Genomic DNA, 17504 nt, shown 5'->3' with positions numbered 1-17504 from the left:
GCAAACCTTCTGTAAATATATGCGCCAGTAGATTCATGTAAAAATTTTTTAAAAGAGCTTGACAAAATAATAATACGTGTATATACTCCTATTTAGAAAATGCAACAATACACAAAAAGGAATATACAAACTATGACAAACAAGCAGCGACATCTAAAACAGGAGAAACGCTCGATTGATTTAAAGAGCTTAGCCGAGTGCGCGGAGTGTACGTGCTTTAATTTACGTAAAGCCGCCAGAGTGGTAACACAGTTGTTCGATGAATCGATGAGGTCAATCGGTTTGAGGGGCACACAGTTCACCTTGCTCGCCCACACTTTAGCTCACGGTCCCATTACGGTATCGAAGCTCGCGGACATCCTGGTCACGGACCGTACCACATTGGCCCGAAATCTGGAGCCGTTGGAGAAAAACGGGTTTATAGAGGTACAGCAGGGAGAGGACCGGAGGACGCGTATGCTGAGCATCACAGATGAGGGCCGAAACAAAGTTGCGGAGGCCTTTCCGTTGTGGAAAAAAACTCAGGATGAAATAAAAGAAATGATAGGAATTGAAAACTGGAAATCCATGATGTCCGATGTATCCGGATTGGTTGAGCAATTACAAGAAACGCAATAGAGTTTTTTTAAAATATTAAGTGTATTTACACATAAAATGGGAGGTTTAATTATGAGTCGTAAAGAAAGATTTAAAGATAAGGTGGTCGTAGTAACGGGGGCTTCAAGCGGAATAGGAAGAGCCACCGCTCTTGAGTTTGCCCGCGAAGGGGCGAAAACGGTTCTCGTTTCACGCTCAGGAGATAAGCTTGAAGAAGTTGCGGATGAGATAAGGTCTATAAATTCCGATGTACTTGTCGTGCCTGCTGATGTCTCAGTCCCGGAAGAGGTTAAAGGGGCGATCAAAAAGGTTCTTTCCACATTCGGGCGGATAGACGTTCTCTTTAATAACGCGGGTAGCTCGTCCGTTGGTGCGGTCGAGGCTGATGACTATATCGAGAAAACGAAACGAATGATCGATGTCGATTATTTCGGCACGGTTTATGTAACAAAAGAAGTGCTGCCGGTAATGAGGCGGCAGCAGTCGGGGCATATTATGAATATGTCGTCGGTTGTGGGAAAAAAGGCGTTTCCCCGCTTCGGGGGGTACTCCTCCGCTATGCATGCTATCACGGCGTTCAGCGATTCTTTGAGGCAGGAACTGCGCGGAAGCGGAATTCATGTCTCCACAATCCATCCCGCGCTAACGCAGACTCCGCTTCTCGGTGAGGTCAGTCAGGAGGATATGCCGCCTCCGTTCAGAAGGTTGACGCCTATAACACCGGAGCGAGTGGCAAAAGCCGTATTGGACGGAATTCATAGTAACCAACAAAGGATAGTAGTCCCGTTTCAGCCTAACATGCTTCTTCTCGCGGACGCATTGTCCCCAAGGCTGGGAGACCTCGTTGTAAGGCTTTTGGAAAACAGGATCTTTGCCACTCTGATCGGCACATACAGGGGTAATGTCTATGAGCATAACTTATAACCACAGCACGGAGTTTCTGAATTATGTGCTTTGACAGATAGTGGGTCTTTATTAGCCTTAGCAATTTAACGCAGAGAATGAATGACGTTTACGGAAGTATTGGAGTCTTCTACCGGGATCGGACAATGTTTCCTATTATAAAAATTAATATGGTCGGTAAAAATACGTTCATACATTTTATGCTGATTATTTTTTGCTCGTTATTTTTATTCCTTCCGGGCTGTAACAAAGAGGCGCACGAGGAGGAACACTCGTCCACCCCACTCAGCCCTTGGCAGTGGATGGGAAGTGTTCGATGACACCCTGGCCGTAAATCAAAAAAAAAGACGACCCGGGTTGATAACTTTATCCCCGGTTCCGGCAACCGGACTTAGATTGCCGAGTATCTAAAACATTCCTCCGATTAGCTAGTATATTACCGACCCGCCGGGCACAAACAGTAAATTCTGCTCAAGCGGGTAATATAAGAGTGATATTTCGGCCAATGTGCTTAACTTTATATCGGGACCTGGTGTTTACAGGATTTAATGATAATGTATGTTTGATTAAATAAAGGATTGTCCTTTGCCTAATCCCAAAAGACCATTCCTGTTGACATTAGAAAAGTGATTAATAAACCTTGTTATCTTCTAAATGAGCGAGATTATCAAAGAAGCGCCTGAAAAATCCGTAATCGATACTGTATCCAATGTTACCTTCCTCAGTAAAAGCGCGGGAAAGTGGGTATTAATAGTCACCATACTGGGGTCGAGTATGGCATTCATCGACAGTACGGCGATGAATGTAGTCTTGCCGGTGCTGCAGCTTGAACTCAACGCGACGATACCTCAGGTCCAATGGATTGTCGAGGCGTACGCCTTATTTCTTTCCTCTCTTATGTTGCTTGGGGGAGCGCTCGGTGACAAGTTCGGCAGGAAGCGCATATTCGCAATAGGAATAATTTTGTTCACAGGGGCTTCGGTTTGGTGCGGCCTTTCCCCTAACACCAGTCAGTTGATCGTGGCAAGAGCATTTCAGGGGGTGGGAGGAGCCCTGCTCGTTCCCGGGAGTCTCGCAATCATAAATATTTCCTTTAGAGAAGAGGACCGTGGAAGAGCAATCGGTACATGGTCGGCATTTACCGCAATTACCACTGCTTTAGGACCTATCCTGGGTGGGTGGCTCGCCGAAAATATTTCCTGGCGACTGGTCTTTTTTATAAACGTTCCCATAGGGCTTGGCGTGTTGAGCGTCCTTTACTGGAAGATCTCCGAAAGCAGGAAGGACAACGGTGAGGGAAAGCTGGACTTGCTCGGATCGTTTTTCGCAACTATCAGTCTGGGCTGTATAGTATATGCCTTGATCGAGTCAGGAAACTCGGGATTCGGTCACCCGAAGGTGATAGTTCCTTTTGTAGCCGGAGGAATTTCTCTGGTCGCATTCATCGTATACGAGGGCTACGCGCCTTCTCCGATGATGCCGCTCAGCCTTTTTAAATCGAGAACATTCAGCGGAGCGAATTTTATTTCCGCTTTATTCTGGGCCGCATGGAGCGGAGCGATATTTTTCATTCCGTTTAACCTCATACAGCTGCAGGGATATTCAGCCGCCGGAGTCGGAGTCGCTTTTTTCCCCCTTGTGCTTGCTCTCTTTCTGTTTTCCAGGTGGGCGGGAGGATTGGTTGTTAATTACGGGGCGAAACTTCCGATCATAGTTGGAATGCTTTTAGCCACGGTGGGGTTCTACCTGTTCACGCTTCCGGGTATCGGTGGCAGTTACTGGACAACATTCTTCCCGGCAATTGCCGTACTTGGCATGGGAATGGCTATAACCATATCCCCGCTCACAATGGCGATCATGACCTCTATCGATCTGGAAAATTCGGGCGTGGCGTCCGGTATTAATAATTCTGTCGGCCGTGTAGCGGGTCTGCTTTCAATAGCCATATTAGGTGTGTTTGCTCTGTCGACTTTTAATAAGAATCTGGACCTGGAACTCGCGTCTCTGGATTTAACGGAGGAAACAGTCGAGATTATCGACTCACAGCGCATCAAGCTCGCGGCGATAGATGTGCCGACTGATCTTGATAAGACGACGAAGCGGGAGGTGCGAGGCGCTATTTCATTATCATTTCTCGGAAGCTTCAGACTGATGATGAAGATTTCGGCCGCGCTCGTATTTATAGGCGCCCTGGTATCGCTTTTCACGATTGAAAGAATGAAACCCGGTTAGAAAAGACTAATAAAATGATAGAATAGCAATTATTCCTTCCCTCTGACTGAATCCGGTTTGTTATGAATTACGTATTATATTTGACAGTATGATAACTTATAGCTCGTGGCTGAGTAATAATTTTTGGCCGCTGACTCGGTTTGAATAGAATAGGTCGTATTGTATTATTAAAAAGGGATTAATTGTATATATTTTTTTGACATTAAAAGGAGATGACAATGTCTGAAAAGGTTAAAAAGACAGATGCGGAGTGGAAGGATCAGCTAACTGAAGAACAGTACTATGTGACCAGGCAAAAGGGCACGGAAAGACCCTTTACTGGGAAGTACCATGATCACAAAGATAAGGGTATGTACAAATGCGTGGGCTGTGGTGAGGAGATTTTCAGCTCCGATACTAAATTTGAGTCAGGCACGGGATGGCCGAGCTTCTGGCAGCCTGCCGCGGATGGAAAGATAGCCGAGGAAGCCGATAACAGTTACGGAATGACGAGGACCGAAGTCGTATGCAGTAACTGCGGGGCTCATCTGGGCCATGTATTCCCTGACGGGCCGAGACCTACCGGGCTTCGTTACTGCATAAATTCCTGCGCGCTGGATTTTGAAAAGGAGGAAGAATAGTTATCACAAGGTGTAAATTTTATAACCTTAAAAGTTGCTAAAGGGTTAAATTAATTAGCTTCTCGTAGCGCTTTATACGGACTCCAATAAATTTTCCACCATTTTCAGGAGCAGGTTTTGTTTAATTGCTATTAATTCACAGTTTTTGAGTAGGCTCTATATCATATAACTTTTTTAAGTTCTTTCCTCGGCTTATATCCAGGTTTACTTTTACGGAGCACGTTAAATTGTAAGAATCTGCGGATTGTTACTTTTAAAACTTAGGAATATATACTTATTTTATTTATAATAAAATAAGATTTTCGTGGCCACTCAGTTGATTTCGGGCATTTGATTAAAAGCAACATAAATTCAGAGTAGAAAATGATTGAAGGTTTAATACAATTGGTAAGAAAACGTGCTCAACGTGAAAGGGTAATTGGAAGAATTTCAAATGAATTTTGGCGCGTCATAGACAATAGACACTATGATATAGTGGTTATAGGGAACCAAAAAGCGGCAAGAAACATAGTCAAATTTGCCGACCCCGAACAGCGAAGAAGAATAAGCACTGTTATAACTCCGAATCAAATAGAAAAGCTTGTGCCGGGGCTTCGGACTAAGCAGAGCGGAAGCAAGCAAGGAATTGATCTAATCTTTATAGCTGAACACCATCAGAAGGATGAAATTTCTATGAGGGTCAGAAGAAATCTTAGTCAGTATATCCCCTTATGTTTGTTGCTTGAGAGTTATCTCATTACATATGGAAGGTTTGAGCAATTAAAAAAAACTGATAAGGAAAAAAAACTACCCGAAAAAACTTACATAGTTGCGTCGTCAAGACGAACCGGAAGCACAATGCTTTGCGAGCTTCTTAAGAAGACGGGAGTATTGGGATATCCGGATGAGTATATCTCGGAGAGACTAAGCGTTTTGACGGAACAAGGTATGATTAATCCCGGTTATGTGCTGGAAGGAGTACTAAAAATTAATCAAACCCCGAATGGTGTTTTCGGGATAAAGGTGCACTGGTCGTCACTTCAAAAATTCAATCAGAAAACATATCCAGAGCTTGACGAAAACCAGCAACAGCTGTTCAAAGATCTCCTGGACAATTCCGCCTATGTTTTTTTATCTCGAAGAAACAAGTTAAGACAGGCCATTTCAGACTGGAGAGCTATAAACACCGGGATTTTTCACATTCGAAGAAACATCAAAAACAGCGTAAAAAAACAGCACAATAAAAAATTACACTATGATTACTCCAGGCTTAAACGACATCTGATTAATTTCGTTAAAAATGATGAAGACTGGAGGAGCTTCTTTAAGAAAAAGAAAATCCAGCCCATAGAAATCATTTATGAGGATATGATAAAGACCCCTGAAGAAGCGGTGAATAGAGTTCTTAATTATTTGTCTGAGAGCCACGCTCATGCGGATTTTACACCGGATACGGAAAAACAGTCGGATGAGTTTACAGAGGAGATATACGAAAAATTTACTAGGGATCTGGAAAAGGAATACGGAAAAGACATGGTAAAGAGGCTTGAATGGGTCGAGCCCGTTAAAGATGTAAGTGTAAAAAAAGGCCGACAAAAAAAACATGTTCTTGTAACACTGGCTACCAGAAACTACATCGACATGGCGAAACAATTGTTTTCAAGCGCGTACTTCAACGGAGGCTGGGACGGGGATTATCTTCTGCTAGCTCACGATATTCCGGAAGAGGATCTGTCGTGGTTCAGGGAGAGGGGCATTATCATCAAACATACCGCGCCTCTCTATGAAGAAGAGCCGGGGGGCATGCACGCCTGTCTCGCCGATAAGTTTCATATGTTTACCCCCTATTTCAAGAAGTGGAGGACTGTTGTTTATTCCGATCTTGACGTGATCGTAAAAGAAACACTGCACGAATTGAAGGAAGTAAAAGGTTTTTGGGCCGTTGAAGACTGGAGCCCGACACTTCTCGATCAGATCGTCAATGACAAGGATATTGAAGAGAGGCACCTGGACAGGAAGGAATGTATGGATTCAATTAAAGGCTTGAATATTCGCTATGACTTATCAACGCAGCCTTTTGGTGCAGGATTCTTTGCATTTTCTACGGATATCATTACCGATGACTTGTTCATGGAACTCAAAAAGACGATGGATAAATACCAAATGATAAGCAAACACGGCGATCAATTATCATTCAATCTTTGCTTTTACCATAGGTGGAGAAAGCTGAATCATACTTTTAATGTCCTTGTCGCTCAGGTAAATCGTGATTCCTATGATGTACCTCCACATACGAGATGGGGTCTTGCGGAAAATTTAAATGCATACGTACTTCATATTTTCAATCCCAAACCCTGGGATGAGAGAAGCGCCTTTTATTGGGAATGGCTCATGAACCTTAAAAGAGCCGATGATATTGGCCGGTGTAAGGTAGATAAAGATTTCGACAGCGGGATTAAAAATATAAAACGAACGGAGAGACGAATACGATTAAGAGAAAAGACGTATCATGTGATAGAACGATATTTACCTTACGAGGGAGCGATTATTACTTTTTTGAATTACATGTATTGGAGTTACATAAGGGTCAGAGGAATTATGTATTTTATCGCTTCAAGCACCGATTCCCGGCTTATAAAAAAGTTATTGAGGAAAACCCCCTAACATGAAATGATAAAACCGGGGGGCAATGCTTTAAATTATTGTAATTATTGTGGCGACGGGTGGAATCGAACCACCGACACAGGCCTTATGAGAGCCCTGCTCTACCTCTGAGCTACGCCGCCGGATTTTTGGATAAAGAGAGGTGCCTCAGATTCTTCGAGTATTAATCCTCTAACGCCCTGTAACTTTTAAAAATAAGAAACCACCACTCCGCTAAAATTCAAGCCTGAAAATATATCACGGGACTTTCAAGTTGCAAGCCTGCGAGGTCGTCCGTTAATTATAGCATCCTGTAATAAGTGCAGAATAGTTAAGAAACACCGTTTTAAACGCGAGGGTATGATATTTAATTGCTGCTCGGAGGTGAAATTATTGCAATAATAAAAGTGAGTTATGACAATTTAAAAAATATTGCAAATTCCCGCTTGACATCTTAAGTAAAATACTTTATTTTTATTACTAATCTTAAACGCAAAACTTAACAATTCATCCTCCATCCTCCTTTAAAAGGGAATGCTCGCGACACGCTCCGGGCATTCCCTTTTGTTGTTTTTAAGGCACGTGAGTTTGGGTGCGTCTCTATATTAAATGGACTTAGTTGTATCTCGTTATAAAATATGCGGGATTTTCTTGATATGGGTGCCGTTTTTGCGGGTATATTATAACGGGCATCCTGAAAAGACGGGTTGACGTTTCACTCAAGGAAAGATGAAAAGAAATAAAATACTCATAATTTCGCTCACGGTGCTGCTGCTAATATTGATAGGCTGGGGAGTCATACTCTACAAGATATATGATATAAAGGGTAAATCGGATTTCTACGGCCATTCTTTTGAACGGGAAGCGCCTGAATTCACGCTTACCGATCAGAACGGCTCGAAAGTAAGCCTCAGTGATTTCAAAGGGAAGCTTGTTTTACTGTTCTTCGGATATACCCACTGCCCGGATATCTGTCCGGTCACCATGTCCACTTTAAACAGCATGGTGGATCAGTTGGGTGAGGATAAGGACGAGGTGCAGGTTCTTTTTATCACCATAGACCCGGAAAGGGATGATCAGGAGGCGCTCAGGAATTATGTTCCCTATTTCAACGAAAGCTTCATCGGGCTTACGGGCACACCCGAGGAAATTGAGCTAGTCGCTAAGTCCTTCGGCGCATTTTATATGAAAGAGGAAAGTGATTCGACTTCGGGGTACCTCATGGGACATACATCATCGATTTATCTGATTGACCCTAACGGAATGATAATATTGAGATACCCTCAGGCCAAGATGGACCCTGAGGAGATAGCGAAGGATGTAAAAAGGATTCTGTAAAGTCGATATAGATTTGCAGAAAGATTACTCAAGGAGACATTTATGGAAAAAGTTCTTATATCGATGATGTTAGTATTCTTGACCGCGGGTTTTTCTCATGCAGAAAACAGGATAGCCATTAAGGATGCGTGGGTGAGGGAAGTTCCCCCCGCGTCAAGCATTACAGCCGTATATTTTACTATCGAAAATCAGGGGAATGAGGATGATAAGCTCGTCGACGTGTCTTCTGAAATATCGGGGAGTGCTGAAATTCATGTTACAACGGTTGACGATAAAAGCGTAGCAAAAATGGAGATGAAGAAGGAAATCGATATCCCCAAAGGTGAGACCATAGAGTTAAAACCCGGGGGCGCTCATATTATGTTGATTGATCTCAAAGAGCCTTTAACGGATAAAAATGAAATTGATCTTGATTTAACTTTTGCGAAAGCGGGTGATGTTGAGATTAAGGCGGTGGTTCTGGGAATTGATGACGATCACGGAAAACACAATCATCACTAATTCGAAGGATACAAGCTGATTTATTTTTGTTTTACTTCCAGGTTTATCGTACCGGCGGGAAATTCTTTTGAGCTATTTACATTAGATTTTGCCATGAGATTATCAATGCTCGCTTCCATGGCGCACCTTCCGTTATAAGTCCCTCCGTCCTCAACTATCAACGTGTTTATGAATATGTCTCCCGTAACTGTGCCCGTACTTTTTATCTCGAGTTTTTCGGATTCTATTATACCCTCTACCTTTCCGAACACTATAGTTGCAAGCGCTTTAATTTCGCCGAGAACATTGCCGCGCTCTCCCACGATAATGCTGTTATCTCCTGATATTTTACCTTTTAAGGTCCCGTCTATTCTGGTTGGTGATGTGGTTAAGATGTTGCCTTCGAATATACACTCCTCACCGATAGACGTCGTGATGGGTTTGACGTCGGATTTTGAGGGCTTTCCGCCCTTTTGCCTTCCGAACATACTCATGATTATTTTAGCGATAGAAAGTTGGTCGGGTTTACTTTCTTCCCGTCTCTGATCACCTCATAGTGCAAATGTGTGCCGCTTGAGCGCCCTGTTGAGCCTGCTTTCCCGATTACCTCTCCGACTTTTATTTGTTGTCCTTCCTCCACGGTGATTTTGGATAAATGTGCGTATATGGTTTCGAAACCGTCTTTATGTCTTATTACTATTGTTTTTCCGTAACTACTCTGCCAGCCGGCCTTTTTTACCGTGCCGTCCGCCGTAGCTACAATCGGGTCGCCAAGGTTCGCGTCTATATCAATTCCTGAATGAAAACCTACCCGTGATTTAAAAGGGTCCTTTCTGTACCCGAAGCCGGAGTTTATTTTCCCCTGTAGCGGGGAGCCCACAGGGAGGGTTTTCATGGTGTTAAATAATTCGTCTATATCCTTTTTCATGTAATCTACATAGGAGACGCTCAATCTATCCACGGGGATAAATTCCCCTCCCACAGCCAATTTTTTCTTAATGCCTTTTTTGTCCAGCATTTCCTGCATTTCGAGCAACTTCGTTTCAATATCCTTCAATCTAACCCTGAGACTGGCTTCGGTTTGCTTGTTTTCACTCAGGTTATGACTCAGCGAGTTAATGGTTTTCGCAAGTTTTTTTACAGATTGAGTCTTGGATTCGGAATCCTTGTAGAACGTATAGGTGGCGATGAAAGAAGATAAGGAAGCTATTGTTAAAATCGTTATTGTAAAAAGGGCTATTTTCAAATGGGATTTTTTAAAGTGAAGTGCTTTGGGACCTTTACTACCGGGGGTAATCAACATTACAGTAAGGTTATGCTTATCCATATTCCTCTCCTTGAAATATTAGGGCGACCAGACTCTATCGGGCAACCAGACACTGAGATTTCTAAGTCATCTCATTGATACAGAAGTGCAATCATACATTTATTCTGAGTTAAATTCAACCCCATAATTGAAGTCCCCGGCAAACTTCTAAAATTCCCTATTTTTACCCGGCAAATATGAACATGTAATTGAGCTGTAACTCCTTTATCGCTTAAATCCCGAATTGTCGTCGGAGTCTTGCGGTGAAAGATTATAATGGATAATATGGTAGTATTTATCTTGTTGCGAGGGGTATTAATTTAGAAATGGCCGGCTTAATATGAGCGTTTAATTTATACAACATTAAAATGAATTTAATTGAGGATTGTATCTCGATATAGTTCGAGCAGTGGGAAATGGGAAAGGTAATCTGTGTCGCAAATCAAAAGGGCGGGGTGGGAAAAACAACAACGGTTATAAATCTTGCCGCTTCTCTTGCAGCAGCGCAAAAACGAACAATGTTCATTGACTTCGACCCCCAGGCTAACGCAACAAGCGGGGTGGGCATTGATAAAGAGGAAGTCGGGCAAAGTATTTACGATGCGATTATCGGGGATACGAATATAAAGGATATAGCGCTTGAGGTAGAACCCGAATCCTTGAAAGGTTATCTTACGGTTGTACCCGCTAATCCGGACCTGACCGGGGCCGAGGTCGAGCTGATACATCTTGAGAACAGAGAATGGAGACTCAAGCAGGCGATCAATAACGTGGTACATGAATATGATTATATATTTATAGATTGCCCTCCTTCGCTGAGCCTGTTGACCGTGAATGCGCTCACTGCCGCCGATTCGGTTCTGATTCCGGTCCAGTGCGAGTATTTTGCCCTTGAAGGTCTGGGCCAGCTGAAAAGAACGATCTCTCTGATCAGGCAAAGGTTAAATCCCGAGCTCGGTGTTGAGGGTTATTTGCTGACCATGTTCGATTCAAGAAACAAAATCTGCCATATGGTAGCTAATGAGTTAAGGACCTACTTTAACGAGGAAGTGTTTGAGACGGTAATCTTCAGAAATGTAAAACTTGCCGAATCACCGAGCTTCGGGAAACCGATATTGCTTTACGATATAAAATCTACCGGGGCGGAAGGCTATATTTCACTCGCGCATGAGTTAGTTGTGAAAAACGGAGGGGAGAGAATTGAAAAAAGCTACTTTGGGTAGAGGGCTGGACGCTCTGATACCGAAAGAGAACAAGCAGCAGGGCTTGACCCTTGTCGGCATAAACGAAATCAAACCTAACTTTCTCCAGCCCAGAAAAGAATTCGACGATGAATCTATCGCCGAGTTATCGGCTTCTATAAAGGAAAAGGGGATTCTTCAGCCTCTCGTTGTGAGACAGACTGTCAACGGCTATGAGATTATAGCGGGAGAGAGGAGGTGGAGAGCCGCACAGAGGGCGGGTATGGCAAGAGTGCCTGTCATTATTAAAGATGTATCCGACAGGGAGGCGCTCGAGCTTGCCCTGATAGAGAACCTGCAGCGTGAAGATTTGAATCCTATAGAAGAAGCCAATGCTTATCAACATCTTATAGAGGAGTTTGGATTGACTCACGAAGAGGTCTCCTCACAGATCGGAAAAGACAGGTCGACTATTACAAATCAACTCAGGCTTTTAAAACTTCCGGAGGACGCGAAGAGCGCTCTTATAAACGGAGAGATTACCGCCGGACACGCGCGCGCCATACTGAGTGTGGAATCATCTTCCGACGCGAGCTTCGTGCTTGCCGCAATACGAGAGCGGCAGCTTTCTGTAAGAAACACTGAAAGCCTGATTCAGAAAATGTCCGGAAAGAAAACGGCGGAAGCCGTATCCGGGATAGAAAACCCTTACGTAAAGCAATTAAGCGATGATATAAAAAAGGCCCTCAGCACTCAGGTCCGAATTATATATAAAAACGGCAAGGGGAAGATTGAAATAGAGTATTACTCTGAGGATGAGCTTGAGAGAATCGCGGGGTATTTGCTCGGAAATAAATAATAGCGCAGAATTGAAAAAATCTATGAAAGAATACAAAGTAAAAGTGGAAGTAAAATTAAAACCTGTCGTACTTGATCCGCAGGGAAAATCCGTACTTATGGCTTTAAACAATCTCGGTTACGGCGAAGTCGAGGACGCGAGGATAGGAAAGCTCATTGAGCTAAGAGTAAAAGACACAAGCGCCGAGGGCGCAAGAGAGCGGGTCAACGATATGTGCGTGAAGCTCCTTTCAAATCCTGTGATCGAGGAATTTGACATAGAGGTTGAGGAGTAAAATGTTTAACTTCGGAGTCGTGGTATTCCCCGGGTCCAACTGTGATCACGACTGCTATCATGTTTTGAAGCATGTTCTACGCCAGGGCTGTGAATTCGTCTGGCACGAGAATATCGATCTTGGCAGGTTCGACTGCATCGTGCTGCCGGGCGGTTTTTCCTACGGCGATTATCTGAGGACGGGCTCGATAGCAAGCCTGTCCCCGATTATGGAATCCGTTAAAAATTACGCTTCACGCGGAGGTCCCGTGATAGGTATATGTAACGGTTTCCAGGTCCTTGTTGAAGCGGGTCTTCTCCCGGGGGCTTTTATGAGAAACTCTTCGCTCAAGTTCGTATGCAGATGGGTTAATATCAGAGTCGAGAATAATGACACTGTGTTTACGGGTAATCTGAAGATTGGAGACGTTCTCAGAGTTCCGGTCGCTCACGGGGAAGGAAATTACTTCTGCACTGAGGACGACCTGCTTACGGAAAATACGCAAATCGTGTTCAAATACTGCGACGCAGAAGGCGGAACGACACCTGAGTCCAATCCTAACGGTTCCGTCCAAAATATTGCGGGAATCTGCAACAAAGCGGGCAATGTGCTGGGTATGATGCCTCATCCCGAGAGGTGCGCTGAAGAGCTGCTTTCGGGTACGGACGGAAGACTGATATTCGAATCCGTTATATCCTGGCTCGCGCAAAACGAGAAAGCACAGAGCCAGGCATAGGTAGTAAGGAGTTGGAATAGGAAAACAGTAATGACAAAGTTATTGTTACTTATGTTGATAATCATCATAGCCTTCTGGCTCTGTAAAATGTCGGCGGGTGGAAAAAATAAGCAAATCCGGAAGAGGAATTTAGAGCGCGATAATTCCGTAATTGATATTAAGCCGGAGGATAAATGATCTCTTCTTCCTGATAATAAAAATTCGCTCACCGGCACGCAATACCGGCATTTTCCATCCTCATTACGCACCCCGCGTGGTTGTGGATATTTCACCCGTATGGTACTCTTAAAATCGAAAAATTTTCAATATTGAGGGGAGATAGTAGGGGGTAAAACATATATGGAAACACAGAAAATCGATAATCAGATAGACATCACTCAAGAGATTTGTCCCATGACGTTCGTAAAAACCAAGCTCAAGCTTGAAACCATGTCTTCGGGTCAGGTACTTGAAGTGACTCTGAGAGAAGGAGAGCCTCTTACGAATGTCCCCAAGAGCGTAATTGCCGAGGGGCATAAGATACTCGATATCCGCCAGGAAGGGGACTTTTACAAACTTTTTATTGAGCGCCGCTGATGAATTTATCCCTGGCAAGAAAAAATACCCTGGATAGCAGGCTAAAAACGGCGGGCTCGGTAACCGAGCTCGTCGGTGGTACTCCGCTCATCAAATTAGCCCATATCACCGAAGGCCTGAGTCCTGATGTCGGGGTTTACGCCAAAGCCGAGTGGTTTAATCCTGGGGGGTCGGTCAAGGACAGGCCTGCTCTGTGGATGATAATGGACGGCATTCGCTCGGGGGAGCTTACCCGCGATAAAATACTGATGGATTCTTCCTCCGGAAACACAGCGATTGCCTACGCAATGATAGGAGCCGCTCTCGGTTACGAGGTCGAGCTCGTTACGCCGCTTAATATCAACATCGAAAGAAAAAAGACTCTTCAGGCATTCGGGGCGAAAATAATTTATTCAGACCCTCTGGAGGGCTCGGACGGCGCTATTCGCCTCGCCAGAAAGCTTAAGAAGGAAAATCCCGAAAAATACTTTATGCCGGATCAGTATAACAATCCTGAGAACCCTAGAGCTCACTATGAAACGACCGCCGTGGAAATCTGGGAGCAGACGCAGGGCCGGGTGACGCATTTCATTGCGGGGCTCGGAACAAGCGGAACATTCATGGGGACTTCGAGAAGGCTTAAAGAGCTTAACCCCGATGTAAGGGCCATAGCTGTCGAGCCTGCTGAGGCGCTTCACGGGCTTGAGGGGATGAAACATATGCCGACCTCGATCGTGCCGGGAATTTACGATTCGGGATATCCCGATGAATTGGTCAGGGTTACAACGGAAGATGCCTATCATATGATGAAGGGACTTCTCAAGAAGGAAGGGATTTTCATAGGGCACTCGGGGGGGGCGGTAGCCTATGCGACTCTGGAATATGCGAAAAAGCTCAAGGAAGGGGTACTTGTAACCGTTTTCCCCGACGGCGGTTACAGGTACTTAAGCGGGGGCATATGGTGGTAAAAATGGCCCGGTCAGCGCACAGCGGAATAATTAAACACGCCGAATCGGGGTTCCCTCACGAGGTTTGCGGGGTTCTTATCGGCGCCGACGGGAAAATTACCGACTATAGGGAGTGCAAAAATCTGAATACCCAAAGGGCGCACGATAGATATGACCTTGACCCCGAATCTTTCAAGGAAGCGGACGAGTGGGCCAGAGCCAACGGTATGGAAATTCTGGGGATATACCATTCTCACCCGGATCACCCTTCGCTGCCCTCTGAAACGGACCGTCAAAGGGCATGGCCCGAGTGGGTGTATATGATTTTTTCGATAAACGGCGGAAAGTATAACGACGCGAGGGCCTGGGTGCTCGAGGATTTCGATTCGCATTTTAACGAAGCGGCGGTAGAATTAATAGAGGATTAAAAACAACAGAAGTGGAATTAAAAGAAGATCAGATATACAGATACAGCAGGCATATTCTTCTCCCTGAGATCGGAGGCGAGGGGCAGGCGCGTCTTCTGAGAGCGAGGGTTTTCTGTCTGGGGGTGGGCGGTCTGGGTTCTCCTATAGCCCTGTATCTGGCAGCTGCCGGTGTCGGTAAAATCGGAATAGCCGACTCCGACAGAGTCGATATTTCAAACCTCCACAGGCAGGTTCTCCATTATACGGAGGATATAGGCAAGCCCAAGACGGATTCGGCAAGGGAAAAACTCGAAAAATTAAACCCGGACGTTGACATCGTTGTTTACAACGACCCGATTTCAAAGAACAACATCAGGAACATAATCAGGGACTATGATATTATCATAGACGGATCGGATAATTTCCCGACGCGCTATCTCTTAAACGATGTATGTTACTTCGAGAGAAAGACACTTGTTTCAGGCGCTATTTTTCAGTTCGAGGGGCAGGTGTCAGTTTTCAAGCCCTATGCCGGGGGAGCGTGTTACAGGTGCCTTTATCCGGAGATACCGCCCGAGGGAATGATGCCGAGCTGTCAGGAAGCGGGCATTCTCGGCGCGGTCGCGGGGACTATAGGGACGCTTCAGGCAGTGGAAGCCTTAAAACAGATACTCAGGATTGGAGAGCCGCTCGTTGACCGCCTGCTCATATTCAATGCTCTTGATATGTCCTTTAACACGGTAAATGTAAAGAGGGACCCCGGGTGCCGTCTATGCGGTGAGAACCCCTCAATTAATGAAGTAGAGGAATACACACAGTACGACTGTGAATTGTGAAAACCTCCTCCATTCTTAACCGCTTTTAAACTTGACAACCCCCTTGAGCACACTCATACTAACTCGTCAAAGTCGCCGTCTGGTAATTTTTATACACACTAAATTTCGGAGAATCCCTTAATGGATTTAAGCGAGGTTTTTAAGAGCACTCTTCTGATAGGACCGGAAATTTCACTCGTTATAGCGGGATTAATATTAATCGTTCTCGACCCCGTTACAAAGGGATCTCCAAAAAGAAACCTCTTCTTGATTGCGCTCGCCGGGCTCGGGGTCGCATTCGTACTTAACCTGAAGAGGTTCGGAGCGGACGAATCCGCGTTTATGGGCGCTCTGGCGCTCGATCAGTTCGCCGCCTACTTCAACGTTATCTTTCTCCTGGGCGCATTCCTCGCTGTATTGCTGTCGAAAGACTACCTTTCGGGATTTATACATTATTCAAACGAGTTTTACGCGCTTATACTGTTTTCCACTTCAGGGATGATGATCCTCGCTTCCGCTCAGGAATTCATGTCCCTTTTCCTCGGTTTTGAAATCATGTCCATATCGGTTTATGTACTCTCGGCCTTCAACCGGAGATCGGCGCGCTCGACCGAGGCGGGAATCAAATATCTTATTCTGGGAGGATTTTCATCCGCCATATTGCTTTACGGTATTGCGCTTCTTTACGGGGCTTCGGGCTCTGTATACCTCACTCAGATCTTAAAAAGCTTCGATCCGTCGAGCCCCCTTTTCATTGCCGGGGGCGCGCTTGTGCTCGTAGGGTTTATTTTCAAAATAGGGGCGTTTCCCCTTCATCAATGGGTGCCTGACGTATATGAAGGAGCGCCGATGACGGCGACGGCCTTTATGTCGGTGGGGGTCAAGGCGGCGGCGTTCGCAATACTTCTGAGGGTGATTTTCGAGGGGTTTTATCAGATGCAGGCAAGCATAATGCCAGTTCTCTGGGTCGTGGCTGTTTTTACAATGATTATCGGAAACGTAGCCGCCATAGCGCAAAAAAGCATCAAGCGTATGCTCGCGTACTCGAGCATAGCTCACGCCGGATACGCACTCGTAGGCGTGGTGGCCGCATACGGCGGAGAGGAGCTCGGCGCAGGAAGCGTGATTTACTACCTTTTCGCCTATACGTTTATGAACCTCGGGGCTTTCGGGGTGCTGGCCTATCTTTCGAGGGAAGGCAGGGAATGCGAGACTTTCGAGGATATAGCCGGTCTCTGGGGAAGAAGGCCGTATGTCGCCCTGGCTCTTGGAATATTTATGTTCTCCCTTGCCGGCATTCCTCCGACTATAGGGTTTTTCGCCAAGTACAGGGTCTTTCTTTCCGCTGTGCATGCCGGTTTTTACTGGCTCGCCGTAATCGGTATACTGAGCAGCGTTATCTCCGCATATTACTATCTCAGGGTTCTCGTCTACGCCTACATGAAGGAGGAGACAAGGACGTTCCCTTCTTTCAAGATAGCGTCCTCATTTGCGTTAATCGTTTTATCTGTTGGAACGCTGGTGCTGGGAGTATTTCCCTTCGACTCCTGGGACCTGGCAATAGAGGCGGCAAGCTCCGTGCTTCTCGCCTTCCACGGCGGGTGATTTCTCACAAGCCTTTACTAATAGTGAACTATATTTTTATCCACGAAA

18 protein-coding genes and 1 tRNA gene are annotated in these 17504 nt (G+C 45.2%); 16 read left to right on the top strand and 3 right to left on the bottom strand.

The window, feature by feature from the left end:
- Nucleotides 1-132: 132 nt before the first annotated feature.
- The 5 genes from RIG61_08675 (at nt 133) to RIG61_08655 (ending at nt 6995) form a co-directional block, all read left to right on the top strand.
- Nucleotides 133-618 (top strand): MarR family winged helix-turn-helix transcriptional regulator, encoded by a 486-nt coding sequence (locus RIG61_08675; protein MEQ9619232.1) that lies wholly within the window; start codon nt 133-135, stop codon nt 616-618.
- A gap of 51 nt (nt 619-669) precedes the next feature.
- Nucleotides 670-1521 carry an SDR family NAD(P)-dependent oxidoreductase gene (locus tag RIG61_08670; protein ID MEQ9619231.1) on the top strand — a complete coding sequence of 284 codons (852 nt, stop codon included), beginning with the start codon at nt 670-672 and terminating at the stop codon, nt 1519-1521.
- Nucleotides 1522-2154: 633 nt separating this feature from the next.
- A complete protein-coding gene (locus tag RIG61_08665; protein MEQ9619230.1) occupies nt 2155-3732 on the top strand; it encodes an MFS transporter in 1578 nt (525 codons plus the stop codon).
- 218 nt (nt 3733-3950) lie between these two features.
- A complete protein-coding gene (gene msrB / locus RIG61_08660; protein ID MEQ9619229.1) occupies nt 3951-4352 on the top strand; it encodes a peptide-methionine (R)-S-oxide reductase MsrB in 402 nt (133 codons plus the stop codon).
- A 363-nt stretch (nt 4353-4715) separates the two neighbouring features.
- The gene (locus RIG61_08655; protein MEQ9619228.1) at nt 4716-6995 is read left to right on the top strand and encodes a Stf0 family sulfotransferase; all 2280 of its coding nucleotides are present in this window, start codon (nt 4716-4718) and stop codon (nt 6993-6995) included.
- Nucleotides 6996-7045: 50 nt separating this feature from the next.
- Here the strand turns inward: RIG61_08655 and RIG61_08650 are convergent.
- A tRNA-Met gene (locus tag RIG61_08650) sits at nt 7046-7117 on the bottom strand.
- Between the two features lie 586 nt (nt 7118-7703).
- Between RIG61_08650 and RIG61_08645 the strand changes: the two genes are divergently transcribed.
- Both RIG61_08645 and RIG61_08640 read left to right on the top strand, forming a co-directional pair.
- Nucleotides 7704-8312, top strand: coding sequence for an SCO family protein (locus tag RIG61_08645; GenBank protein ID MEQ9619227.1), 609 nt, complete (start codon nt 7704-7706; stop codon nt 8310-8312).
- Nucleotides 8313-8354: 42 nt separating this feature from the next.
- Nucleotides 8355-8813, top strand: a complete 459-nt coding sequence (locus RIG61_08640) for a copper chaperone PCu(A)C (protein ID MEQ9619226.1) — start codon at nt 8355-8357, stop codon at nt 8811-8813.
- 20 nt (nt 8814-8833) lie between these two features.
- On the opposite strand, the gene RIG61_08635 is transcribed toward RIG61_08640, so the two are convergent.
- Both RIG61_08635 and RIG61_08630 read right to left on the bottom strand, forming a co-directional pair.
- Nucleotides 8834-9280 carry a polymer-forming cytoskeletal protein gene (locus RIG61_08635; GenBank protein ID MEQ9619225.1) on the bottom strand — a complete coding sequence of 149 codons (447 nt, stop codon included), beginning with the start codon at nt 9278-9280 and terminating at the stop codon, nt 8834-8836.
- A gap of 8 nt (nt 9281-9288) precedes the next feature.
- Nucleotides 9289-10119: a M23 family metallopeptidase gene (locus RIG61_08630; GenBank protein MEQ9619224.1), complete on the bottom strand. Its 831-nt coding sequence runs from the start codon at nt 10117-10119 to the stop codon at nt 9289-9291.
- A gap of 395 nt (nt 10120-10514) precedes the next feature.
- On the opposite strand from RIG61_08630, the gene RIG61_08625 reads away from it, so the two are divergent.
- From RIG61_08625 to RIG61_08585, 9 genes are all read left to right on the top strand, one after another.
- Nucleotides 10515-11321 (top strand): AAA family ATPase, encoded by an 807-nt coding sequence (locus RIG61_08625; GenBank protein ID MEQ9619223.1) that lies wholly within the window; start codon nt 10515-10517, stop codon nt 11319-11321.
- The gene (locus RIG61_08620; GenBank protein MEQ9619222.1) at nt 11299-12138 is read left to right on the top strand and encodes a ParB/RepB/Spo0J family partition protein; all 840 of its coding nucleotides are present in this window, start codon (nt 11299-11301) and stop codon (nt 12136-12138) included. Before RIG61_08625 ends, RIG61_08620 begins: the two co-directional genes overlap by 23 nt.
- A gap of 22 nt (nt 12139-12160) precedes the next feature.
- On the top strand, nt 12161-12412 hold the full coding sequence (gene purS, locus RIG61_08615; GenBank protein ID MEQ9619221.1) for a phosphoribosylformylglycinamidine synthase subunit PurS: 252 nt from the start codon (nt 12161-12163) through the stop codon (nt 12410-12412).
- A gap of 1 nt (nt 12413) precedes the next feature.
- Nucleotides 12414-13127 (top strand): phosphoribosylformylglycinamidine synthase I, encoded by a 714-nt coding sequence (gene purQ, locus RIG61_08610; protein MEQ9619220.1) that lies wholly within the window; start codon nt 12414-12416, stop codon nt 13125-13127.
- A gap of 339 nt (nt 13128-13466) precedes the next feature.
- Nucleotides 13467-13703 carry a sulfurtransferase TusA family protein gene (locus tag RIG61_08605; GenBank protein ID MEQ9619219.1) on the top strand — a complete coding sequence of 79 codons (237 nt, stop codon included), beginning with the start codon at nt 13467-13469 and terminating at the stop codon, nt 13701-13703.
- The gene (locus RIG61_08600; GenBank protein MEQ9619218.1) at nt 13703-14650 is read left to right on the top strand and encodes a cysteine synthase family protein; all 948 of its coding nucleotides are present in this window, start codon (nt 13703-13705) and stop codon (nt 14648-14650) included. The genes RIG61_08605 and RIG61_08600 overlap by 1 nt, the downstream gene beginning before the upstream one ends.
- The gene (locus RIG61_08595) at nt 14641-15057 is read left to right on the top strand and encodes a M67 family metallopeptidase (GenBank protein MEQ9619217.1); all 417 of its coding nucleotides are present in this window, start codon (nt 14641-14643) and stop codon (nt 15055-15057) included. The genes RIG61_08600 and RIG61_08595 overlap by 10 nt, the downstream gene beginning before the upstream one ends.
- A gap of 11 nt (nt 15058-15068) precedes the next feature.
- Entirely contained in the window at nt 15069-15872 is an 804-nt protein-coding gene (moeB, locus tag RIG61_08590; protein ID MEQ9619216.1) for a molybdopterin-synthase adenylyltransferase MoeB, read from the top strand.
- A gap of 120 nt (nt 15873-15992) precedes the next feature.
- A complete protein-coding gene (locus tag RIG61_08585) occupies nt 15993-17456 on the top strand; it encodes an NADH-quinone oxidoreductase subunit N (protein ID MEQ9619215.1) in 1464 nt (487 codons plus the stop codon).
- Nucleotides 17457-17504: the final 48 nt, after the last annotated feature.

The organism is Deltaproteobacteria bacterium, from assembly GCA_040223695.1.
In the GTDB taxonomy this organism is placed as follows: Bacteria; Desulfobacterota_D; UBA1144; order Nemesobacterales; family UBA2774; genus JAVKFU01.
The sequence above is the reverse complement of the archived record's forward strand: the minus strand, read 5'-3'. Positions and strand labels throughout refer to the sequence as shown.